Origin of the sequence: Halalkalibacter oceani (assembly GCF_023715605.1) — a bacterium.
Lineage (GTDB): Bacteria > Bacillota > Bacilli > Bacillales > Bacillaceae_D > Halalkalibacter > Halalkalibacter oceani.
On sequence record NZ_JAMBOL010000004.1, the window covers coordinates 120,721 to 143,148 of the forward strand.

A 22,428-nucleotide genomic window follows, 5' to 3' on the forward strand; every position below is an offset into this window, starting at 1 on the left:
GCTCTTTCCACCTCCTCATTGATTTTTCGCCAACGGCTGCAGCTTCACCTTTTGAAGACGCAAAGCATTCAAAACAACGGAAACCGAGCTGAACGCCATCGCCGCTCCTGCTACCCACGGTGCGAGCAGCCCGATAGCGGCAATCGGAATCCCAATCGAATTGTAAAGAAAGGCAAAGAATAGATTCTGCTTAATATTTCTCAACGTTTTCTTACTTAATAGGATCGCATCAACGACGCTCGACAGGTCACCGCGCATCAGCGTAATATCAGCAGCCTCAATCGCAATATCTGTCCCCGTACCGACGGCCATTCCGACATCGGCAACCGCCAGTGCCGGCGCGTCATTTAATCCGTCACCAACCATGGCGACTACCTTGCCCTGCTGCTTCAGCTCGTCCACGACCGCGCTTTTTTCCTCCGGCAGCACTTCGGCTCTGACCTCTTTTATACCGACTTGCTTGGCAATCGCTTTTGCCGTCCGCTCATTATCTCCTGTCAGCATAATGACTTCAAGTCCGAGCTGCTGCATTTGCTCGATCGCTTGTTTGGAAGACGGCTTAATTGAATCAGCAACAGCCACAAGGCCACGATAGTGCCCGTTAACGGCGATCAGCATCACCGTCTTTCCTTCGGCCTCCAAGGCCGCAATTGTTTCTTCTGCAGCGACATAGTCAATCTCCTGCTCGTTTAACAATTTCTTTGTCCCGACATAAAGCTCATGCTCTTCCACCTTTGCCTTAATACCATGGCCCGGTATCGCTTCAAAGGCGTCCGGGTTTGCAAGCGTGAGCTGAAGCTCTTCCGCGTGGTTTACAACCGCCTGAGCCAGCGGATGCTCAGAATTTTTTTCTGCCGATGCGGCGAGCCGGAGAAGCTCTTGTTCATGTTCTACTGCGATGACATCTGTTACAGACGGTTCACCTTTTGTAATCGTACCGGTTTTATCAAGGACTATGGTTTGAATCAAATGCGCGGATTCCAAATGCTCTCCACCCTTGAATAAGACGCCAAGCTCCGCCGCTCTCCCGGAACCAGCCATAATCGAGGTCGGCGTCGCCAGTCCAAGGGCGCATGGGCAGGCAATGACGAGAATCGCAATCGTCGGCAGCAGAGACGCCCCGACTTGACCAGGCGTAACAAGGAAATACCAAATGAAAAACGTCAACACCGCAATGCCGACAACGATTGGAACGAAAATACCGGACACTTTATCCGCAAGCCGCTGGATATTCGCTTTTGATCCTTGCGCTTCCTCGACAATTTTCACAATTTGAGCAAGGGCCGTATCCGTGCCGACCTTTGTCGCTTCCATCGTCAGTGAACCATTTTTATTCACAGTCGATCCAATAAGCACGTCTCCCCGCTCCTTCTCAACCGGGACACTTTCACCAGTTAACATTGATTCATCAACAGCGGATTGGCCTTGTAGCACAATGCCGTCGACCGGAATTTTTTCCCCTGGCTTGATCAAAAGCAGATCGCCGACTTTCACCTGTTCAAGCGGAATCGTTTCTGCTTTTCCGGCTTTCAGCACGGTTGCTTCCTTTACTTGTAATTGCAGCAGCTGCTCAATTGCTTTACTCGTCTTCCCTTTCGCCCGTGCTTCAAACCATTTCCCAAGGACGATTAACGTAATAATAACCGCAGACGTTTCAAAATATAACTCCGCCATCATCATTCCTGCCCGGCTTGCCTCATAGGCAGAAAACAAGCTGTAAAAATAAGCAGCGGAAGTTCCTAAAGCGACTAACACATCCATATTGGCGCTTTTATCCCGCAGAGCGCGATAGGCTCCTTGATAAAAAGGCGCGCCGATAATAAATTGAACAGGCGTCGCCAAAGCGAGCTGTACCCACGGATTCATCAGAAAATCAGGGATCCACAGAAAAGACAGAAAGTGAAAATGTGTGACCATCGACCAAACGAGCGGAAGTGTCAAAATAGCGGAAGCGAAAAACCTGACAAGCTGCTTGTTCATTTCCGCTTGCTTTTTTTCCGCGTGACCAGACGATTTCGTTTTCTCTTCAAGATGATAACCAATCCGCTCGACCGCCGCTTCCATCTCCTGTGGAGAAATCACCGTCGGCATATAAGTTACACGCGCCTGTTCTAACGCGAGATTGACAGATGCGCTATCGACTCCGGGCAGGCTCGATAGCTTCTTCTCGACTCTCGTCGCACAAGCGGCGCAGGTCATGCCTTCTACAATAAAGTCACTTTGCTCCTTTCTTACGTCATAGCCGAGCTTCGCAATTCGCTCACTGACCTGATCAATCGTAATTTTTTCAGGAGAAAAGAGAACTGTCGCTTTTTCTGTCGCTAAATTAACCTGTGCCTCGTGCACGCCATCAAGCTTGTTAATTCCTTTTTCAATTCGCGATGCGCAGGCGGCACAAGTCATTCCGGCAATCGACAATGTTATTTTTTGTTCTTCATCCATCTTCATTTTCCTTACCCCCGTATAGTATATAAAATGAATGAAATAAAGGCTGCGCAGATAAAGGAAAGCGCAACCTCGAAGCTACAGGTGGAACGAGCCGTTGATTATGAAGAAGAAACGACGTCATAGCCCTGCTCTTCAATTTCCTTTTCGATCGAGCTTCGATCTAACGTCGCTTCATTATAAGACACGCTTGCCGTCCCTTTAGCGAGATCGACTTGAACGCTTTCCACCCCTGACAGTTTACCGACACTGTTTTCGATTGCTGCGACACAATGCTGACACGACATACCTTCTACTTTAATCTCAATCATCTTCACAACTCATCACTCCTTTATCATTACAATACCATAGTAGGGTATAGTTGACAACGCTAAATTTTCGTCAGCCTTTCCACAACTTCCATTAGTTCTGAAATCGCCTCATCGCCATTTCCCTTCTGGATCGCATCCTTGACACAGTGCCGCGTGTGATCCTCCATCAAATGAAGACTGACCTTTTTCATCGCTGCTTGAATCGCTGAAATTTGGATGAGAATATCGACACAATAGCGATCATTTTCAATCATGTTTTGAATGCCGCGTACTTGCCCTTCGATCCGCTTCAGGCGATTTACTAGTTGTTCTTTTTCCTTATCATGACGATGGTCGACCTTTTTTACGTGATCCATAACCTGCCCCCTTGTACATTACTAAGGTATCCTATTTTACCTCCAGTATACTATCTCTTCCAGCAAAAGCAAAGCGTTTCGCACAGGATGAGCTGGAGACAAAAGGGGTAGCTAACCGCTTTTGTCTCAGCTCGAAGCAAGCGCAGAACGGAGCCAGTGCCGATGTTTTTTCTGCTCAACTTCGACTTCTGTCCCACCTTGCCGCGTTTTCGGTTAGAATAGAATCTCCTCAAGGTCAGGAAGCGCATGGAAAACTTCTTCAACGGGAATCGCCAGTCCGTAGCGTTCTTCCCCACTCCACAGTCCCGGTACTGAACGGGCGTAGACGACGCCGACCACTTCCCCCTCTGCCGATAAAACAGGACTTCCACTATGTCCGGGGAAAATGGAATTGGAAATTCTCATCGTCTGATAGGCGCTCTGATTCTCGATAATCTCCCCACGATTGACGATTTGCGTCTGTGTAAGCGGATTGCCAATCACAAAAATCTCTTCCTCCGCAACGGCGGAATTCTCACGGAGAGGCAGGAAAGGCAATTGTTCGCCGTCCACCTTCAGCAAAGCGACATCGACCTCCTCCACCGCATCAACCACTTCAGCATGGTAAATCTCGCCATTCGGGAATGTCACCGCCAACGGCTGCCTGTTTTCAATGACATGATGATTCGTCAGCAAATAGCCGTCGGGGGTAATCGCAAAGCCAGTTCCTCTGTTGCCCTGGCCTTGAATCGTCACGACCGCCTCCATATACGCTTCGACATCTTCTTCCTGAATGACCTGCTCAGACGTCCGGGCCAGTTCGAGCGCATCGCGGGAAAAATAAGCGAATAAACTGCTCACTCCTTGCAGGAGCAGCAACCCTGCTATAATAAAGACGCCAAGGCGGATCAAACGTTTCTTTTTAACGCGCTGCGCCTGATCCTCTTCGCTCTCCTCTTCCTCTGCTAAAAAATCCTCAAGAGACGGCTCCTCGTACTCTTCTTCTTGCTGCTCGTTCTCATTGTGTTCGTTATGTTCCTTCATCGGCTCCCCCTTACGCTATTGCATTGTCTGATGATGACAACCTTTGCTTTAGCAAACGAATATGAGTCAATTCATTGGTTGTTTCCTAAAGCTTGGATTATACTTATTATAAATCATCCAGCAGTGAGGATTAAAGGAGGAGCACATGGAACTGATTTCACTTGACGAGGTACAAGCCTACCTCAATCAATTTGCCCGGCGGGAGATTTACCTTCATTTAGAAACGACAAATGGAGCGTATGCCTCACATCATGATGAAAATTTCTTTTCAGCAAGCGCGTATATTCGCAATGCTCTAATTGAATATGAACATGGAAAAATTATTGGGACCGGTCCGTATCGCGTCGGTCTTAAGCTGAAGATCGGCTGGGTTTATGCAGAAGGGCTTACGCATTACGAGCTTGACGAAAAAGGAAGGCTGCTCTTGGCCGGCCATGGCTTTGACGGCAAGCTTGCAGTTGCATTGGAACTTAGTGAACAGCCATTTGAATAAGAGGAGTGTCCGCTCATGAAGAAAGAAAAACATGTTTTAGTTATATTCCCTCATCCCGATGATGAAGCGTTCGGCGTTTCTGGAACGATTTCGATGCATAGGGCAAAGGGTACCCCGGTGACCTATGCCTGCCTAACGCTCGGTGAAATGGGGCGCAACCTTGGCAACCCGCCTTTTGCAACACGGGAATCTTTACCGGAAATTAGGCGTAAAGAGCTCGTAAAAGCCGCTGAAGCGATGGGCATCGAAGATTTACGAATGATGGGCTTCAGGGATAAGACGATTGAATTTGAGGATGATGATAAGATGACCGCTTTAGTGTCTGACCTTCTGGAGGAAATCAAGCCATCCCTCGTCATTTCCTTTTATCCGGGCTACTCTGTCCATCCTGATCATGAAGCAACCGCCCGCGCTGTCGTCCGCGCGATGAGCAAGCTCAATAAGGAGGAAAGACCGCCATTATACGCGATCGCATTTTCCAATCATCATGAAGAAGAAATCGGGCCGCCTGATGTGTTAATTGATGTCAGCGAATTTGCCGAACAGAAAAAAGCGGCGATGTACGCTCATCTTTCACAAACCGCGTGGATGCTTCCGGAAATGGAGCAAAAATGGGCCAACGGTGATGAGGATGCCTGGAAATGGCTGACGATCGAGCGTTTCTGGACGTATCCATTTTCTGATTAACAATATCCTTACTTTGCGGGAGGAAAAGCAACGGTGAGACCGCACAGGGCGTAGCCCGAGGAGGCTCACCAGCTTCCCGCGGAAAGCGAAGTCTCTTTCAGGAGCGGTGGATATCCTCTCATGTAGGTGAAATACTTGATCTCCCCTTCATAAACTTCAAAACATACTAATCATAAGAACGGTGCTCAGACAAAGGTTGGTTTTTTTACCTTTTGCCCAGCCCCGGTTGCACATTTTCACTTCTCCCTTTATAATAGTGTACTTGTGAGCAAGGAGAGGAGTGATTCGGTGCTTTTAACGCAGTTTCGCGCGGAAGAAGAGCAAAAAACCGCTGAACAAATAGAACAGAACTTAGAAGAGCTGGAATTTCAGCTTTTCCGAATGCAAGAGAACATGAAAGAAATCGCCAAAAGATGGAAAATCATCGGTATCGAACAAACAAATGAAGAAAAATGGGTGATTGTGTCAATGGTTGATGACGGCCACCTTTGCAAAATCATGCTCAATCAATGTGATGCGGCCGACCACGGCAGATGGGATTTCTCGATCCAGGCACAATATGAGGATCGCCACACGATTCACATCGGCGACATTAAAGGGCAGGAAAACAGAGGATACGGCTCGATCTGTATGAAATACTTAAAGGACCACGCCAAAGCGCAAAACGTCCAGTACATTAAAGGCGACCTCGCCAAGCGTGACTGGGACCATATTGATAGACTCATCCATTTTTACGAGAAGCATCATTTTGAGGTTGAGGTGGATTACGATGAAAAAGCTGGATCGATTCGTTGGAATGCCGGCTAGTAAACTGGTCAAAAATAGCAGCGGGTCCGTCGATCACCTCAGCTTCGCACGCTGCTTTGGAGATCCCGCAAAAAGGTCTTTTCTATGACCTTTCACGGGATCTTTTTTTCTTATCTTCTAAGACTTTGTCCGCGCACTTTCGTTTCGACTGAATAGAAATCGAATTCAGAGCCCATGAATAATGTCTTCATCTCTTTGCCGCCAAAGCAAAGATTTCCTGACGCTTCAGGGGTAAAGATTACACCAAGTGTTTCCCCTTCCGCGCTAAATACTTGAACTCCCCCTTCTGCTGTGCACCAAACATTTCCTTCACTATCTACTTTGATTCCATCGGGAAACCCATGGCCTCTTTTTAATGTTTTGGCGAACAATCGCTTATTGCCCAATGTCCCATCGTCGAGGACATCCATCACTGTAATTTGACTCAGACCGCTTTCCGCGAAATACATTTGTGACTCATCCGGAGAAAAACAGAGTCCATTTGGGTTATCGACTTCATCTGTCACAAGCGTGACCTGAAATCCATCCGGGTGGATCATGTAGACGCCCTGACAAGGCTGCTGCTGTCGGCCAAACCGCCCATGACGAGTCGGCCTTCTGCCGAAAGTAGGATCGGTAAAATAAATCATCCCGTTAGAATGAACGACAACATCATTAGGGCTATTAAACGGCTTGCCATTGTATTCAGAAGCGATAACCTGATAGTCCGACATATCACGATTCATCCGCGCCATACGATAGCCTATTTGTTCGCAAACGATAATTCTGCCTGCCGCGTCATAGGCCATGCCGTTGCCGATATTCGTGTTTTCTCGCAAAAGAGTACAACCTTCGCCTTCCTTCCAACGCCAAGTCTTTTCATTCGTCAAAGAGCTAAATGTTAAATCCTGCTCCTTTTCACTCCAAATCGGCCCCTCAAAAAATCCTTCGACGCTTCCTAAAAGCTTCATATCCTGTGAAACATCAATCAGATCATGAAATTTTTCAGCGACAGCTTCATATTTCAGCATTGTGACTCCTCCAATTCATTTACGAAAAATAAATACTTGAGCGACTCTGTGCAAAATTGAGCACGAATCAGATGATTTTCTCTTTCATCAACTGATTGTACTCCTCATCAGAAAGCCCTAAATCTCCTTTATAAACCTCTTCATTAAAGGCGCCGACCCCCTGACCCAGATGACGGATTTCACAATGGGTTTCCGAGAACTTCGGAAAGATATTCGGAATGTCCAGCATACCGAAGATGGGATGGTCGACCTTCTTAATACTGTTGCGGGCGATAAAATGCGGATCCGAGAAAATATCGTCCATTTCGTTTACCGGCCCCGCCGGAACCCCGCCGTCATCAAGTAAGTTGACGAGCTCTTTCATCGAAAGCTTTGCCGTCCATTGGTCGATGATGCTAACCAGTTGATCATTGTGTTTAACTCTGTCCGGGTTTGTAATAAAACGCGGGTCCTTTAACAGCTCAGGCATTTCCATCACTTCCGTCAGCCGCTCCCACGTTTTTTGCGTGCTTGCGCCGATAATGACCCACTTGTTATCCTTTGTTTTATGAATGTAGGACGGGCTCGCTACCGAGGTACTCATCGGCTCCCTTACCGGTTTTGTCTCGTTAATCGAATAATCTGCAATTTGTGATTCCAGCACCCTGACGAGCGGCTCATACAAGGAAACATCGACCACCTGTCCTTTTGCTTGATCGCCGTTTATAATAGCCAAAACGGAGCTTACCCCACCCATCACAGCGAACATCCCGGCCATCAGATCGGCGAGCGCGACCGGTGGACTGACAGGAGCGCGATCTTCGTATCCTTGAAGAGCCGTATAGCCGGAATAAGCCGTAGCAGGTGTACCAAACCCCGCTTTCTCCCTGTACGGCCCATCCTGCCCGTAGCCGGAAATGCGCGCGAGAACAATTTTCGGGTTGACCGCCTTCATTACGTCAAAGCCAATACCCCATTTTTCGATCGTTCCCGGACGGAAATTCTCGAGGACCAGATCAGCATCTTTGACAAGCTGCAAAAAAAGATCCTTCCCTTTTTCATTACGTAAATCCAAAGTGACACAACGTTTGTTCCGTGCCATTGTGGCCCAGCGGAGACTTTCTCCATCTTTCTGCGGAAGAAATTGACGAAACGGATCGCCGACACCCGGCATTTCAATTTTAATTACATCAGCGCCGTAGTCTGCCAGTAAAGAACCTGCAAACGGTCCTGCTACAACATTGGCGATTTCGATTACCTTCAATGATTTCAGGGGTCCAGTTCGCTTGCTTTCTTTCGTTAAGTTAGCCATTCTCCATCCTCCATATCTCAATTTATCTCTCTTTACTTCACATTCATCCGATAGATTCCATCTTCTGTACCGATAAATAATGCTTTTTCGTTCGCTTCGCCAAAACATATCGTGACCGGCCGCTGATCAAGCAAGATCGTTCCGAGGCGCAAGCCTGACGGATCAAAAATATGAACCCCCGTCGGCGCGGCGCAATAAATATTTCCACGTTCATCCACCTTAATATCAGTAGGTGGGCCATCCGCAAACTCGCTCGCATAAGCCAGTGTGCGAACACGGGTCAGAGTCGCATCGAAAGCAATGTCAATCGTTAAGACGGAGCCTGTACCGCCATCTGTAAAGATGAGAGCGGCTTCCTCTCGTGCCAGACATACATTCAGTGGCTGGAGCGAGTCGTCGCGAGACGCCTGCACCGCTTGAAGATTCTCAGGTAAAACATAATAGATCCCGTCGTTCGTCGCCGTATACATAATCCCACTTGAATGGATCGCAAATGCGACTGCTTCCAGCTGATTTTCTTCCGCTTCAGCAAAAACGGTTCGCTCTCCGTCGTGATAACGGACAATGGAACGCTCTACTCTATCGCAGCCGACGATTCGATTGTAGGCATCATAAGCCATCGCATGTAGCATCCCTAAAGAAGTCTCTGCCTTTTCCACTCCCCCTGCAGTCCACGCATATGTCTCACCATTGCGGTCGACGACAGTCAGTTGACCGTCTTTTTTTGACCACGCCATCGCGGCTGGAACAAGTTGCGTCGTTTTTTTCAAATCCTGATCGATATCCAGCACGTTGTAAAAAATGGGATGATAAATATTTGCTTGTAACATACACTTCCTCCATCATTTAAAAGGTTATAAACAGCTCCCTGCCCGTCAGTCAATCTTTCTATAAGCCTAAAAGGTTAGGAATCAATAGCGAAATTTGCGGGATGTACAGCAGCAACAGTCCGACAATGATACCGGTTATTAAAAAACCGATAATCTGTTTGGAGATGGCGTGAAGTGAAACGCCGGCGATCTGCGCTGCCGGATAAATATTAGCAGCGACCGGAGGCGTGATCATCCCGATCGATACGGCAACGACTAAAATCACTCCAAACCATGTAATATCGTAGCCCATTTGCATAACAGCAGGCAGCAATAACGGGACGAACAAATAGGTGATTGAGATGCCGTCCAGGAAAAAACCGGCCATCACGAGAATAAAGAAGATCACCGTGATAATAATGTACTGGTTCGTTGAAATTCCCATTAACAGCGTCGTTACAGCCGAGGCGATTCCGGTTGTTGTCACGAGCCAGGCCATTACGCCAGCACCGGCCGTGATGAGAAGAATCATCGCGGAATCCACTGCTGAGTCGACCATCACCGGCATAAAATTCTCCCGTTTTATTTGTCTGTAAGCAACAACACCAATAAACAAACTGTAAAAAGCAGCTACCGCCGCCGCCTCGGTCGGTGTGAAAATCCCACCGTAAATTCCGCCCAAAATAATAACCGGGGAAAGAAGCCCCAAAAAACTGGCCCAAAATGCGCGGAATATTTCTTTTCGGGAACCCCGAACCTGCCCTTTATACCCGTGACGTACAGAGTAAAGAAAAACATAGACACAAAAGGCTAATCCCATCAGAATCCCGGGAAGAATGCCAGCGGCAAATAATTTCCCAACCGATGCGCCCTCGGCGACGACACCGTAGACGATAAAGGTTATACTCGGCGGAATCACGACGGCAATTCCACCTGCTGCCGCGATAATCGAAGCGGCAAACGCTTTGTTATAGCCGGCATTGACCATTAATGGAATCAGGACAGGTCCTAGAGCAACAACAGTTGCCGGACCTGAACCTGAGATCGCCCCCCAAAAAGTGACAACGATAACCGAAACAATAGCCAGACCTCCGGGAATAGGCCCTATCAACAGTTCTACAAATCTTACAATTCTTTGCGAGATTCCTGAATGATTAATAATGTTACCGGCAATAATAAAGAATGGAATCGCCAGCAGCGCGGTTGAAGAAACTGAAGCTTCCATAATATCGGCGAACATCGCCGGTGCCATTCCCGTTGCCAGCAGCGTGATTATTGAAGCGAGACTGAGAGAGATCGCGATCGGAATGCGCAAAATCATCAACAGGAAGAAGATGCCTAGAAGCAGTATGCCAATGGTGCCAGCGCTCATCGTTCATCCTCCTCAGCGCCTGATATCGTCCTTTCCTTGAAAGCGCTTACAGAAACTTGAATTGTTCTCCAAATATAGAGCAGTGCACCAACCGGAATACATACAGAGAAAATCCATCTCGGCGCATTATTCAATGCGTTGATCGTCGTATTGTATTGATAATAATCCAACGTTTTCATCGTGCCGTAATACAGCAAAAAAGAAAACAAAATAACACTCGCGATCGTTGTCAGCAGCTCAACATATTTCTGATGCTTTCGAGGAAGCATATCGCTAAAAAGAGTAAAAGCCGGGTTTCTCTTTCTCATGCAGACAATCGGCGCCCCCAAAAACGTTACCATCGGAAATAACGCGCCTAACAAAGCATCTGTAAAAAGCAGCGGCAGATGAAGAATGTACCTCGACAACACATTGGCAAAGCAAAGTATCAGCATGAGCGTCATCACAATCGCCACGATATATTCTTCAGGAGAATACTTCGTTTTTGTTTTACCCTTTGGCATTTCTTTTCACATCCTGTCACACAATGAATTCTCCTACCCTCTTTTGATCAATGTGTTGCATCAATAAGCATCTTGACAAAATCCTGATCGTACGTATCCAACACTTTTTGAACATCAGGCGCTTCAGGGCCCATAACCGCTTTCCATTGTTCTCTTTCTTCTGGCGTCATCACATGGACGATCATCCCTTCGCTCTTGACGAATTCTAGGTTTTCTTCCATGCTCTCACGATTCTGCTGAATCTGCATCGGAGCATATTTTTCAAATAAAGTTGTCAGGATAGCCTGGTCATCGGCTGGAATTTCATCCCAGAGCTTTTTATTCATCACAACAGCAAACGGACTGTAAGAATATTGCGTATATGTCATATACTTTTGCACTTCATACAGCTTGTTCGCCGTAATCGCTCCCGACACCCCATTTTCCTGGCCATCGGCCACTCCTTGCTGCAATGCGGTATAGAGCTCATTCAAACTCATATCCACGACATTTGCCCCGGCAGCTTGAAAACCGGCTATAACAATGTCACCAGCAGCGACTCTCATTTTCAGCCCTTGCATATCCTCCGGCAAAATCAGCTCTTTTTTATTATTCGTAATTTCATTCCAGCTGTTTTCCATCCAACCCATAAAGTAATAGCCGCTTTCCCCAGACTTTTCTCTGTAAAAATTCATGACTGCCTCATCGTTCAATGCTTTATCTGCTGTTTCAAAATCATCAAAAAGAAACGCTGTCGTCGGAACACGGAACTCAGGTACGTACCCGCCTAATAATGGGGAGCCAAAGACACCAATATCAATCGTTCCTTTCTGCACCATATCCACAGTCGTATTCATATTCCCTCCACCGAGCTGAGAATTAGAAAAAACTTTACCCGTCAGCCGGCCATCTGTCTTTTCTTCCAGCTCCGCGAAAAGATCCGTCCAAATTTGTACAGCTGTATGACTGTCGCCAAGCGGGGTCGTCAATTGAAATTCATGGGTGAAAGAAGATCCCTCTGTAGCCGAAGGGGATGAAGAATCTGGCTGTGAATCTGTATTGGCAGAGCCGCAGCCCGCTAATAAAATGGATAGGGCGATCCCGATAAACAAGCCAAATGTGATCCGACTTTTTCTAGTATTCATGATTCTCCTCTTTTCTTTTCGTTTTTTCGTTTTGTTTTCAAAAGCGGCTGTTGAACGGCAGATGTTATCATTAAAGTGAAAGGCTTCCCACCTCCCTCCGGCCCGGACGGGTTGATCCATTTTTCTGCTGCTTTAGTCGGCTTGCTTCACTTGTTTTTTCGGTGCATCGTGTAATTTGTTAGAATGACCCGCTTTATAAACTGCGCTTTCCAGCGGATGGCCTACCAATTGCTCCGCAAAGGAAGCGTTTTCAATTAACTGATCAAATGTCAATCCGGTCTCAATTCCCATCAGTTCAAGCATATGGACGACATCCTCAGTCGCGACATTGCCTGTCGCGTTAGGAACATAAGGGCAGCCGCCAAGTCCACCAATCGCCGTATCAAACGATGTCACTCCGGCCTGCAGCGCTGCATAAATATTGGCTAAGGCCATCCCTCGCGTGTTGTGCAAATGAAGATTATATTTCATATCCGGGAATTTTTCCTGAACTTGAACCATCGTTTCGTACACATGTTTCGGATCAGCGACACCGATCGTATCGGCAACCGTAATGTAGCGAATTCCCATACTCTCGTAAGCCTCTATGACATAAAACAGTTTGTCAATCGGCATCCTTCCTTCAAAAGGGCAGCCGAGTGCGGTTGCCATTCCACCTCTGGCGATAACCCCATTCTCCTGGGCGAGCCGGGCAACCTTCTCGTGTTCTTTTAAGGCTTCTTTTGTCGTCTTATTAGCATTTGATATACTATGGGAATCCGAGACAGACAGCATTAATTCCCACTCGTCGGCGTTCATGTTCACCGCTCTCTCCGCTCCACGGTAATTCGGAACGAGAACATTATAAACAGTGCCCGGCCGACGCTTTATTTTTGCCATTACTTCCTCAGCATCTGCTAATTGCGGAACAGCCTTCGGATGAGCAACCGATGTCACTTGAATCGCTTTAAAGCCACAATCTGATAAATCATCAGTCATTTTAATTTTTTCTTCTGTCGGAATAAATCTCGATTCGATTTGTAATCCGTCACGTGGGCCAACTTCGACAATTTCAACCTCTTTCGGTAAATGGAAACGATTCATTAAATAACACCCTCCTCGATATATCTTTCCAGTTCTGCTTGAGTAATGCCTAACTGTTGATACACTTCTTCATTGTGTTCTCCTAATTGCGGCCCGACACTTTGCACCGTTCCCGGCGTTTTTGAAAACTTTGGTACGACACCAGGAATCGAAACTTTGCCCAATTTAGGATGATCCATCTCAATAATGGCCTCTCTCGCCTTATATTGCGGGTCTTTAAAAATCGAAGCAATATCATAGACAGGACAGACAGGAATCCCATTGTCATCGCAAATTTGTTGGATTTCTTCTGCTGTGTGCTGCTTAAACCATTTATCTATCATCTGATGAAGCTCATCTTTGCGAAGAAGGCGCGCCTCGTTCGTTGAATAATCCGGATCCGTTTTCATTTCCGGCCGCCCCAGAACTTCTGCCAGCCGATAAAACGTCGGGTTTGTACTCGTAGTTAGCGCCAGCCACTCTCCATCTTTTGCTTGAAAGGTGCCTACTGGTGCAGCATTCGTTTGCTCGTTTCCAGTACGTTCTTTAATGGCCCCGGTATATCCGTGTTCGATCACAACTGTCTCTAATATCCGAAACAGGGATTCGAATAAAGCAATATCGACATCCTGGCCAGGCCCATTTCGTGTATCGCGGTGATAGAGGGCTACCATCGCCCCAAGTGCCGCGAAAATTCCTGTTACATAGTCGGCCAGCGGAACCGGCGGCGAAAGAGGTGGCCGATCAGGATAGCCGCATAAATAGGTGTAGCCGCTGAACGCCGTTGCCGACGTGCCGAAGCCGGCTTTATGCCTGGCGGGACCGGTGTGACCATATCCGCTCACATGAATGATGATAAGATCGGGGTTTGCTTCGCGAATGCGCTCGATCGGCAATCCCCACTTGTCTAACGTTCCCGGCCTGAAATTTTCAAATAAAAGATCAGTATGTTTAACAAGGCGTAAAAACAGTTCCTGTCCTTTCTCTTTTTTCAAATTTAAGGTGATCGCTTTTTTATTTCGGGTTACTGCCACCCATGGCAATGATTCCGCTTGTTCCGTCGGCTGCATGCCCCGCAGCGTGTCTCCTCTCCCTGGCATCTCAACTTTGATGACATCGGCGCCATAGTCACCTAGCAGAGAGGCGGCAAAGGGGGCAGCAAATACTGTTGAAATATCCAAAATTCGCACATTCTCCAGCGGCCCTCGCTTTTTGTCGAGCATAGAAACCCTCCTCCGTTATTAAGCGCTTTCATTTCAGTAAACAGCTTGAATCCTGCTCCCGATTATGGAGCATGGATCCAATGACATGCGGTAAACGACATCGCTTCCATACGCTGACGATGATATGTCTGCTTCACCACCGGCCCTCCTTTTGTCCGCTACAAAGAGCTATAATTTAATCTCTGGCCCATTTTATAAAGTACTCTGCATCGTTCATATAGTGCTCACGCGTTACAGCTTCAGCCAAATCTTCATTTCTGCTTTTTACCGCTTCAAAAATCGCGGTATGCTCATCAAGAAAGTTTGGTCGAAACCCGACGTTACTATGGAAAATCCGGTAACGGAGAATCTGTGACCGCAATTGATCCATCATGCTGATTAAAGGCTCATTATGACTCGCAACAATAATCGTGTCATGAAATTCCGTGTTTTTGCTAATGACTTTAGCCGGTTTGTTTTGCTCGAGAAACTGCTGACATAGAATCAGGTTTTCTTCAAGCAGTTCAAGCTGCTCTGTTGTGATCATCTTCGCCGCCTTCCGTGCCGCTAATCCCTCCAGCACTGACCGGCATTCGTAAATGCTGATAATCTCTTCTTTCGTAAGCTCCGTAACTACACAGCCTTGACCCGAGGTAAACTCAACCAGCCCCTCACGCTCCAGCTTGCGAATCGCCTCCCGTATCGGAGTTCGGCTCGCATTGTACCGTTCGGCAATTCTTGCTTCGATCAGCTTTTCTCCTGGAGCATATTCACCATTGATAATCGCGGTTTTTAACGATTCATAGACTATCTCGTACAAGCTTTCTTTTTTTAAGCTTTTTCTCACATCACTCCACCCACCTGTGAATACAATATTTATGATTTAATACAATTATATTTTTTGTATACAATTATGTCAATTCATTTTTTTTGAAAATTTTTATTTTAGTGATAAATAAAAACACCTCATGCGATTTATAGCATGAGGTGTTTAGGCTGTAGAAAAGCGAGGGTGGGTCAAAAGTATTTTAACCTATATGACTAACCGAACAAATGAAAAGAAGGGGATCCGCCGCTCCTAATCATATTCTATAAAAAAGCCCGTTGACCGTCTCTTTTTACGAGACTTTGCCGACAGACTGAACCACATTATGCGTTTTATCGCATGAAGTGGTTCATCAGATACTTGCTTGAATAAGTTTTTCAGGGGGACCGGAAATCTATTTCAAGAAAAAAGCAAATGGCGTCTGTACCCCGTTTCTTTTAGCTCATTTTGTGCAGCCTGCTTTCAACCTTTCTCGCTAAGGGAGCAATCAGCTTCTATTGCAGCTCACCGAGAGGAATCTTTTCCATCTCTTTCACAATCGCATCTCCCAGTTCGACAGTCGAGCTTTCACCGCCGATGTCGCGCGTTTTCACCCCGGAAGCGACGGCGCGGGCAACCGCTTTTTCGATCAGCGAAGCGGCTTGCCGCGCCGCTTCATTCTGGTGCTTATCAGCAAGCCAGTCGAGCATCATCGAACCTGATAAAATTGTAGCGATTGGATTGGCGATCCCTTTCCCGGCGATCGTCGGAGCAGAGCCGTGCGCCGGCTGAAACATGGCGTGATCGTAGCCAATGTCGCCTGAAGGCGCCATTCCCATTCCGCCTACTAACGCAGCGACCAAATCTGAAAGAATATCGCCAAACATATTTTCCGAGACGATGACGTCATAGTTTTGCGGATTTTGGATTAACCATAAAGATAGAGCATCGATGTACGCATAGTCGGTGGCGACTTCGCCTTTATATTGGTCGGCCACTTCCGTATAAACCTTTCTGAAAAAGGCAAGTGACTTAAAGACATTGCTCTTATCGCAGCATGTCACAATTTTTTGGCCATCGCTGACCCGGCCATTTCTTTTTTGTGCCAGCTTGAACGCATAATCGCAAATTTTCTCCGTCCCTGTTCTTGAAATCATCATCGTGTCGGCGACGACCTGATTGACGATCTGGCTCCCTCCCTTAAAGGACGTAAACAGCCCTTCCGTATTTTCACGGACAATAACCAAATCGATGTTTTCTTTGTTTTCCAATGGAGTTTTGACGCCCTCAAATAGTTTCACCGGTCTCACTCCGGCAAAGAGGTCAAGCTCAAAGCGCAGCGTTAAGATGACCTTCCCTTGTACCTCTGTACCATCTTCCCAGACGACTTCGGGGATTCCCATACTGCCTAAAAAAATCGCATCGCTTTCTTTACACTCCTCATATGTGGAATCCGGAAACACATCACCCGTTTTGACATAGTGGCCAGCACCGGCATCGTACTTCTGAAAATCAAGGGAAAACCCGCTGACAATTTTCTCCGCGGCCTGAAGCACTTTGATTCCCTCCGAGATAATTTCCGGGCCGACGCCATCTCCTGGTAATGTGGCAATGTTAAATTTCATCCTGTCCGCTCCCCTCGCTTAAATAATATTGTTTTTCTTGAATTCTTCTATTTCTTCGGCGCTTAAGCCCAACTCCTGATAAACCTCCTCATTGCAGCTTCCTTTTTCCAACCCTGTATTTCTGATTTTCCCCGGCGTGCGGGAAAACTTCGGAATGACATTAAGCATTTTCACCGAACCGAAATCATCGTCCGGCACATCAATAAAGTTTTCGCGAAAATTAAAATGAGGATCCTGCAACATTTCCGCTGTATCATAAACGGGAGCAATCGTTGCTTCATATTCCATGAATCGTTTCAGAATTTCTTCCTGCGTGTGGAGAATCATCCAATCGGCCATGATTTGTTCCAGTTCTTCGGCATGTTGTAATCTCGCCTGGTTATCTTTAAATTTCGGATCATGAATGAGCTCCTCCCGCCCGATCGCTTTAAAAATCCGCTCAACAATTGATTGCGCGCTGCCGGATACAGCAACCCATTTTTTATCCTTCGTTTGGTAGAGGTTTCTTGGAACGGACCACTCCGAACGATTTCCCATCCGTTTCGGCAGAACACCGAGCTGATCATATTCCATCACCTGATTTCCTAAAATACCCATTAACGCTTCATATATTGGCAAATCAATATACTGGCCCTTTCCGTCCGGAGAGTGCTCGCGCTCATAGATCGCCGTCATCGTCGCGAATGCCCCGAGCAACGCAGTAGCTTGATCGGCGAGCGCAAAGTTTGGCAGGAGGGGACCGCTGTCAGGAAAACCGTTTATATTGGCAAAGCCGCCCATTGCTTCTGCCAATGTGCCAAATCCCGGCCGGCTGCTGTAAGGCCCGTTCTCGCCAAACCCTGACACCTTGACCATAATTAATTTTTCATTTACCGCCGACAAGTTCTCATAATCAATATTCCATTTTTTCAGCGTGTTAGGACGGAAATTGGTTATCACTACATCCGCTGTCTTCGATAACCGGTAAAACAGCTCCTGCCCTTTCTCCGTCCCCAAATTTAAGGTGATCGGCTTCTTGTTCCGCGACATCAGCTTCCATTCCAATGACTTGCCTTCCTTAATCTTTCCGGCGAACCTTAAAGCGTCTCCTTTTGGAGGCTCCACTTTGATCACATCGGCTCCGAAGTCGCCAAGATATGACGCCAGCTTCGGGCCTGCAATGATTGATGATGCGTCAATCACTCGTAAGCCGGCTAACGGTAACTTGTTCTCATTTGTCATATATACCACCTTCAGTTATCCTTTATTGTCAACACCGATATCTTTGTTGCTGCCTTTGATCCGCTTGATGAGCGATTTGATAAGCGGGAAGAAAATAGCGAGTAACGCCAAAGCCAAAATCGTTCCACTAATCGGTCGAGTAAACAGGACACTAATCTCCCCGCCGCCTATTTGAACAGCACGTCTTAAATGAGATTCAGCCAGCGACCCAAGTACAATTCCAATGACAATCGGACCAATCGGGAACTTGATTTTTTCTAAAAAGAAACCGAGCACGCCGAACACTAACATAATCCACAAATCGAACACATTGTTTCTCAACGCAAAGGTTCCAACGACGCAGAATAAAAAAATGAATGCGCCTAAATAGCTGTAAGACACTCGCAAAATACTTTTAAACAGGTAGATAAACGGCCTCGCTAAAACTAAGATCAGCACCATCGACAAGAGCAGCGCAATAAAAATGGTATAAACGAGCTCCGACTGGTTCGTTAAAACCATTGGTCCGGGCTGAATGCCGTGAAGAATAAATGCTCCTAAAAGGACGGCCGTCGTCGCCCCACCGGGAATCCCAAGGGCGATTAGCGGAATAAAGGAACCCATTGCCGCCGCATTGTTTCCTGATTCCGGCGCCGCAATCCCCTCTGGTATTCCTGTTCCAAACTTCTCCGGCTCCTTCGACCAGCGGACCGCTTCACTGTAACTGACCATCGCCGCAGTAGTGGCCCCGGCCCCCGGTAAAATTCCGATCCACGTGCCGATGAAAGAGGAGCGCACGATCGTCGTCGAGATTTTCTTGATGATGCTTCTGTCAGGCAGTCTCGTCGTCGACTCCCGCACGGCCTTTTTCAATGTATGGTCTTCCTGAGCTTTCCGGAAGATTTCAGAAATGGCGAAAAGTCCAATTAAAACAGGAACGAACGGAATTCCGGCATAGAGCTGCTCATACTCAAATGTGTAGCGATGCGCGCCCGAGCTCGGGTCAATCCCGACAGTCGCAATGAACAATCCGAAAAGAACACCAATTAAACCAAGAATCACCTTTTTATTTGATAAGGAAGCGACAACGGTTAAACCGAGAAACGCAATCGCAAAATATTCCGCTGAAGAAAAGCGAAGCGCCAAACTGGCTAAGAAGGGAGTTAAAAAGATTAAAAACAACACTCCGACCAAGCCGCCGATCGCCGAACTGAAAATGGAAATTCCGAGCGCTTTTCCCGGCTCCCCCTTTTTGGCCATCGTATACCCGTCAAACACCGTCGCCAAAGCTTCCGGGGTACCGGGCGTCCGGAATAATATCGCACTAATGGACGCTGAAAAGACCGAAGTCACATAAATCGTAGTCATGATAATAAAAGCAGCGATCGTATCCATCCCGTATGTGATCGGGACTAAAATGATAACGAGCATCGTTCCACTAATGCCAGGAGTCGCCCCGCCGAGAAAGCCGACGATGACGCCTAAGACCAAGGCCAATAAATAAATAGGATCCAAAATATTCATTAAGCCTAAAAACAGTGCTTCTCCCATTGGTATCTTCCTTTCTCATATCAGGATCTGTTCACCGTCGAAAAGCCTGATATTAATAGATAAGCAAACTTAAATCGCGAAAAATTCCTACACCCCGCGGAAGCGGAACACGAAGAAGATTGATAAATAGAAACGTAAGAAAAGCGGTGCCCAATACTGATGTTAAGACAAGGGATGACCACTTTTTCACACCCATTAATAACGTAATGGCGACTAAAATAACGAGTGAGGAAAGAATAAAGCCAACCAAAGGCAAAAGAATGACGTACGCAAAAGAGATCGCAATCATCAGCCATAATCGATTCGGAAATGCAGGCGCTTCGTCGACAAAGTCAGAATCATCCAATTGAGCTTCAACGCCTTCTTGCTCCTCTGCCGCATCCGCTCTGTTCGTTTTCCGTTGAATGATTGTTTTTACTAGCAAGATGATTCCAAGAACCAGCATCGAGCTTAAAAGAAAGGTCGGCCAAAACGTCGAACTTAAAGTTGCATCTGTTTCTCTCTCGACAATCTGTCCTGTCTGAATGAGGAAAAAAGCGCTGAACAAAATTGTGATAATCGAAACAACAATATTTGTTCTCATGAAAATCCTCCTATCATCATTTTTGCTGAAGGGGTTGTGCCAAAAGCCTTATTCTTTTGACACAACCCGTTTCTGCATGTTCTTTTCTTACTGCCCGCCATTTAAAATTTCATCATACAATTCAATCGTGCTTTGGATGCTCTCTGTATAATCCTCTGAATTCAGCCAGCCATCTCTCAAATGTAAAAAGGAATCTCTTTCATATTGCTTGTATCTTTCCGTATCTTTCGCCTCTTCGAGAGCGCTTTCTAAAATTTCCACGATTTCAGGAGGCGTGTCACCGTTGACAACAATTCCTCTCATGCCGCCGATTGTTAAATTCTCTGAGCCTAGCTCACCACCCGCAGGAACGTCCGGGTATTCTTCAATCCGCTCATCCGCAAAAGCAAGAATCGGAATCATATCTCCCGCCTGAATATATTCGTTTACTGGACCGAACTCCTCCAGCAGCAAATTAATATGACCACCTAATAAGTCAGCCTGCATCTCACCGGCACTATCAAAGGAAACATAATTTAACTCAATATCAAATTCTCTCTCCAGTACTGTCGCCGCGATCTCGTCAAATGTTCCGACTCCTGTTCCACCGATCGTCAATTGACCCGGGTTCTCCTGAGCGTATTCAATCATTCCTTCGATCGTATCGAACGGACTGGCGTCGGTTACATGAAGACCCAACGTATCGTATTGAATGCGTGCAACAGGCGCGTATGCTTCTAACGGATTCGTGTTCACTCCGGTTAAATACGTAGCCGGATAATTGGCCATCGCCCAAAGCGTGTAGCCATCCGGTTCTGCCTGATTTAAAATATAGCTTCCGGCAATCGCTCCCCCTGATCCTTCCATATTAACGACATTCACATTTACCCCCAAAATATCTTCCAGCTCGAGCGCGATCGCCCGTCCGAAACTATCAGAGCCTCCTCCGGCTCCCCATCCAACGATTAACTCAATATCCCGTGTCGGATAATCAACAGCTTCCCCTGAGCCTGCTTCGCCTCCACCGTCACCTTCCGTTGCTGAACCGTCTCCATTGGCATCATCTGTTCCACCACATGCAGCAAGTAAACACATGAATGAAATAATAAGGACGACAAAAAACTTTTTGCTTTGCATCTTACAACCCCTCCATATTTTGTTAATTTATAGAAAATAAACGTAATAAACAATTTTCTGAATTTACCATCTACATATGTGCTACTTTTGATAAGCAAGCATCTGTTTCGCTTTTTTATAAACTGGATAATCAATCATTTTTCCATCAAGCTTAATCGAAGCCAGCCCATTCTTCTCAGCTTCTTCAAATGCTTCGACCACCGCCGTGGCGTAGTCCACTTCCTCTTTTGTCGGTGAAAACACTTCGTTGATAATGCTGAGCTGTCTTGGATGGATAGCCCCTTTCCCTTGAAAGCCGAGCGATTTGGCTTTAAATGAATCCCGTTGTAAGCCATGATCATCCTGGAAATCAGGATAGACACTGTCAATTGGTGGAGCGATTCCCGCTGCCCGTGAAGCAATCACAACATGCGATTTCGCATAGAGAAATTCTTCCCCTCCCTCGGTCCGAATCGCATTAATATCAAGCTCAAAGTCGACAGCGCCGAAAGAAAGGGCGCAAATCTTGTCAGAGGCAGTGGCAATTTCATACGCATTCATAATCCCCTTCGCCGTTTCAAGAATTGGGCTTATTCTTCTTTCCGCCCCATCAGCCGCTCCTTTCCGCAACATTTCTACTGCTTTTTCAATATCTTCCTTTTGCTCGACTTTCGGAATAATAACGCTGACATCTTTCAATGTCGCGACCGCGAGTAAATCGTCTTCAAAAAAAGCAGTCTGGCGATCATTGATTCTGATAAAAATTCTTGGAGAAAGCTCCACATCTTCCAATGTGGCAATCAACTGCTGTCTCGCCTGCTTTTTTTGCTCAATCGCGACGGCATCCTCTAAATCGAGAACGACCGCATCGGCTTCAGAAGCAATTGCTTTCATGACCATTTTCTCGTTATTTGCGGGACAAAATAAAAGGGAACGAATTGGTTTCACTGTAGCACCTCCGGGTTGTTTTAAAGTTTCACTCACATGATTAAAGCGCTTTCATATATTGACTTTTAAAAAAGCTAAGGGAACTTAGCAAAACCCATCATCGACACTCCTTCTCTTTGCATTTTT

General features: G+C 46.7%; 22 protein-coding genes. 3 read left to right on the forward strand and 19 right to left on the reverse strand.

Translation table 11 applies throughout. From position 1 onward, the window contains the following. Positions 1–15: 15 nt before the first annotated feature. From M3202_RS07590 to M3202_RS07605, 4 genes are all read right to left on the reverse strand, one after another. The gene (locus M3202_RS07590; RefSeq protein ID WP_251222745.1) at positions 16–2,442 is read right to left on the reverse strand and encodes a heavy metal translocating P-type ATPase; all 2,427 of its coding nucleotides are present in this window, start codon (positions 2,440–2,442) and stop codon (positions 16–18) included. A 104-nt stretch (positions 2,443–2,546) separates the two neighbouring features. After that, positions 2,547–2,756 (reverse strand): copper chaperone CopZ, encoded by a 210-nt coding sequence (gene copZ / locus M3202_RS07595; protein WP_285890310.1) that lies wholly within the window; start codon positions 2,754–2,756, stop codon positions 2,547–2,549. Between the two features lie 59 nt (positions 2,757–2,815). Then, positions 2,816–3,112 (reverse strand): metal-sensing transcriptional repressor, encoded by a 297-nt coding sequence (locus M3202_RS07600; protein WP_251222747.1) that lies wholly within the window; start codon positions 3,110–3,112, stop codon positions 2,816–2,818. A 213-nt stretch (positions 3,113–3,325) separates the two neighbouring features. Continuing rightward, positions 3,326–4,135, reverse strand: a complete 810-nt coding sequence (locus M3202_RS07605; protein WP_251222748.1) for a S1C family serine protease — start codon at positions 4,133–4,135, stop codon at positions 3,326–3,328. A gap of 145 nt (positions 4,136–4,280) precedes the next feature. Between M3202_RS07605 and M3202_RS07610 the strand changes: the two genes are divergently transcribed. The 3 genes from M3202_RS07610 to M3202_RS07620 all read left to right on the forward strand — a co-directional run bounded on the left by M3202_RS07610 (position 4,281) and on the right by M3202_RS07620 (position 6,122). After that, positions 4,281–4,628, forward strand: a complete 348-nt coding sequence (locus tag M3202_RS07610) for a YojF family protein (RefSeq protein WP_251222749.1) — start codon at positions 4,281–4,283, stop codon at positions 4,626–4,628. A 15-nt stretch (positions 4,629–4,643) separates the two neighbouring features. Then, positions 4,644–5,315 (forward strand): bacillithiol biosynthesis deacetylase BshB2, encoded by a 672-nt coding sequence (bshB2, locus tag M3202_RS07615; protein ID WP_251222750.1) that lies wholly within the window; start codon positions 4,644–4,646, stop codon positions 5,313–5,315. A gap of 288 nt (positions 5,316–5,603) precedes the next feature. After that, positions 5,604–6,122 carry a GNAT family protein gene (locus M3202_RS07620; protein ID WP_251222751.1) on the forward strand — a complete coding sequence of 173 codons (519 nt, stop codon included), beginning with the start codon at positions 5,604–5,606 and terminating at the stop codon, positions 6,120–6,122. Between the two features lie 110 nt (positions 6,123–6,232). Here M3202_RS07620 and M3202_RS07625 read toward each other — a convergent pair whose 3' ends face one another. The 15 genes from M3202_RS07625 to M3202_RS07695 form a co-directional block, all read right to left on the reverse strand. Further along, positions 6,233–7,132 carry an SMP-30/gluconolactonase/LRE family protein gene (locus tag M3202_RS07625; protein ID WP_251222752.1) on the reverse strand — a complete coding sequence of 300 codons (900 nt, stop codon included), beginning with the start codon at positions 7,130–7,132 and terminating at the stop codon, positions 6,233–6,235. A 67-nt stretch (positions 7,133–7,199) separates the two neighbouring features. After that, the gene (locus M3202_RS07630; RefSeq protein WP_251222753.1) at positions 7,200–8,423 is read right to left on the reverse strand and encodes a CaiB/BaiF CoA transferase family protein; all 1,224 of its coding nucleotides are present in this window, start codon (positions 8,421–8,423) and stop codon (positions 7,200–7,202) included. A 32-nt stretch (positions 8,424–8,455) separates the two neighbouring features. Beyond that, entirely contained in the window at positions 8,456–9,253 is a 798-nt protein-coding gene (locus M3202_RS07635) for an SMP-30/gluconolactonase/LRE family protein (RefSeq protein WP_251222754.1), read from the reverse strand. Positions 9,254–9,311: 58 nt separating this feature from the next. Beyond that, positions 9,312–10,604, reverse strand: coding sequence for a TRAP transporter large permease (locus tag M3202_RS07640; RefSeq protein WP_251222755.1), 1,293 nt, complete (start codon positions 10,602–10,604; stop codon positions 9,312–9,314). Then, positions 10,601–11,107, reverse strand: a complete 507-nt coding sequence (locus M3202_RS07645; protein ID WP_251222756.1) for a TRAP transporter small permease — start codon at positions 11,105–11,107, stop codon at positions 10,601–10,603. The genes M3202_RS07640 and M3202_RS07645 overlap by 4 nt, the downstream gene beginning before the upstream one ends. Before the next feature lie 47 nt (positions 11,108–11,154). After that, entirely contained in the window at positions 11,155–12,231 is a 1,077-nt protein-coding gene (locus M3202_RS07650) for a TRAP transporter substrate-binding protein (protein WP_251222757.1), read from the reverse strand. A gap of 132 nt (positions 12,232–12,363) precedes the next feature. Continuing rightward, complete coding sequence (locus M3202_RS07655; protein ID WP_251222758.1) at positions 12,364–13,314, reverse strand: hydroxymethylglutaryl-CoA lyase; 951 nt, start codon at positions 13,312–13,314, stop codon at positions 12,364–12,366. Continuing rightward, positions 13,314–14,516 (reverse strand): CaiB/BaiF CoA transferase family protein, encoded by a 1,203-nt coding sequence (locus M3202_RS07660; protein WP_251222759.1) that lies wholly within the window; start codon positions 14,514–14,516, stop codon positions 13,314–13,316. The genes M3202_RS07655 and M3202_RS07660 overlap by 1 nt, the downstream gene beginning before the upstream one ends. A 175-nt stretch (positions 14,517–14,691) precedes the next feature. Further along, a complete protein-coding gene (locus M3202_RS07665; protein ID WP_251222760.1) occupies positions 14,692–15,342 on the reverse strand; it encodes a GntR family transcriptional regulator in 651 nt (216 codons plus the stop codon). A 473-nt stretch (positions 15,343–15,815) separates the two neighbouring features. After that, the gene (locus M3202_RS07670) at positions 15,816–16,925 is read right to left on the reverse strand and encodes an isocitrate/isopropylmalate dehydrogenase family protein (RefSeq protein ID WP_251222761.1); all 1,110 of its coding nucleotides are present in this window, start codon (positions 16,923–16,925) and stop codon (positions 15,816–15,818) included. A gap of 18 nt (positions 16,926–16,943) precedes the next feature. Further along, entirely contained in the window at positions 16,944–18,146 is a 1,203-nt protein-coding gene (locus M3202_RS07675) for a CaiB/BaiF CoA transferase family protein (protein WP_251222762.1), read from the reverse strand. Between the two features lie 15 nt (positions 18,147–18,161). Next, positions 18,162–19,676 carry a tripartite tricarboxylate transporter permease gene (locus M3202_RS07680; protein WP_251222763.1) on the reverse strand — a complete coding sequence of 505 codons (1,515 nt, stop codon included), beginning with the start codon at positions 19,674–19,676 and terminating at the stop codon, positions 18,162–18,164. A gap of 52 nt (positions 19,677–19,728) precedes the next feature. After that, positions 19,729–20,259: a tripartite tricarboxylate transporter TctB family protein gene (locus M3202_RS07685; RefSeq protein ID WP_251222764.1), complete on the reverse strand. Its 531-nt coding sequence runs from the start codon at positions 20,257–20,259 to the stop codon at positions 19,729–19,731. Between the two features lie 87 nt (positions 20,260–20,346). Further along, positions 20,347–21,375 carry a tripartite tricarboxylate transporter substrate binding protein gene (locus M3202_RS07690; protein ID WP_251222765.1) on the reverse strand — a complete coding sequence of 343 codons (1,029 nt, stop codon included), beginning with the start codon at positions 21,373–21,375 and terminating at the stop codon, positions 20,347–20,349. Between the two features lie 81 nt (positions 21,376–21,456). After that, a complete protein-coding gene (locus M3202_RS07695) occupies positions 21,457–22,302 on the reverse strand; it encodes an HpcH/HpaI aldolase/citrate lyase family protein (RefSeq protein WP_251222766.1) in 846 nt (281 codons plus the stop codon). Positions 22,303–22,428 lie beyond the last annotated feature (126 nt).

Bases quoted from the DNA above. Each gene is read 5' to 3' on its own strand.
- M3202_RS07685 (WP_251222764.1), bottom strand. From the start codon at position 20,259: ATGAGAACAAATATTGTTGTTTCGATTATCACAATTTTGTTCAGCGCT.
- M3202_RS07645 (WP_251222756.1), bottom strand. From the start codon at position 11,107: ATGCCAAAGGGTAAAACAAAAACGAAGTATTCTCCTGAAGAATATATC.
- M3202_RS07690 (WP_251222765.1), bottom strand. From the start codon at position 21,375: ATGCAAAGCAAAAAGTTTTTTGTCGTCCTTATTATTTCATTCATGTGT.
- copZ (WP_285890310.1), bottom strand. From the start codon at position 2,756: ATGATTGAGATTAAAGTAGAAGGTATGTCGTGTCAGCATTGTGTCGCA.
- M3202_RS07590 (WP_251222745.1), bottom strand. From the start codon at position 2,442: ATGGATGAAGAACAAAAAATAACATTGTCGATTGCCGGAATGACTTGT.
- M3202_RS07640 (WP_251222755.1), bottom strand. From the start codon at position 10,604: ATGAGCGCTGGCACCATTGGCATACTGCTTCTAGGCATCTTCTTCCTG.
- bshB2 (WP_251222750.1), top strand. From the start codon at position 4,644: ATGAAGAAAGAAAAACATGTTTTAGTTATATTCCCTCATCCCGATGAT.
- M3202_RS07655 (WP_251222758.1), bottom strand. From the start codon at position 13,314: ATGAATCGTTTCCATTTACCGAAAGAGGTTGAAATTGTCGAAGTTGGC.
- M3202_RS07605 (WP_251222748.1), bottom strand. From the start codon at position 4,135: ATGAAGGAACATAACGAACACAATGAGAACGAGCAGCAAGAAGAAGAG.
- M3202_RS07630 (WP_251222753.1), bottom strand. From the start codon at position 8,423: ATGGCTAACTTAACGAAAGAAAGCAAGCGAACTGGACCCCTGAAATCA.
- M3202_RS07610 (WP_251222749.1), top strand. From the start codon at position 4,281: ATGGAACTGATTTCACTTGACGAGGTACAAGCCTACCTCAATCAATTT.
- M3202_RS07635 (WP_251222754.1), bottom strand. From the start codon at position 9,253: ATGTTACAAGCAAATATTTATCATCCCATTTTTTACAACGTGCTGGAT.
- M3202_RS07680 (WP_251222763.1), bottom strand. From the start codon at position 19,676: ATGGGAGAAGCACTGTTTTTAGGCTTAATGAATATTTTGGATCCTATT.
- M3202_RS07675 (WP_251222762.1), bottom strand. From the start codon at position 18,146: ATGACAAATGAGAACAAGTTACCGTTAGCCGGCTTACGAGTGATTGAC.
- M3202_RS07650 (WP_251222757.1), bottom strand. From the start codon at position 12,231: ATGAATACTAGAAAAAGTCGGATCACATTTGGCTTGTTTATCGGGATC.
- M3202_RS07625 (WP_251222752.1), bottom strand. From the start codon at position 7,132: ATGCTGAAATATGAAGCTGTCGCTGAAAAATTTCATGATCTGATTGAT.
- M3202_RS07660 (WP_251222759.1), bottom strand. From the start codon at position 14,516: ATGCTCGACAAAAAGCGAGGGCCGCTGGAGAATGTGCGAATTTTGGAT.
- M3202_RS07670 (WP_251222761.1), bottom strand. From the start codon at position 16,925: ATGAAATTTAACATTGCCACATTACCAGGAGATGGCGTCGGCCCGGAA.
- M3202_RS07600 (WP_251222747.1), bottom strand. From the start codon at position 3,112: ATGGATCACGTAAAAAAGGTCGACCATCGTCATGATAAGGAAAAAGAA.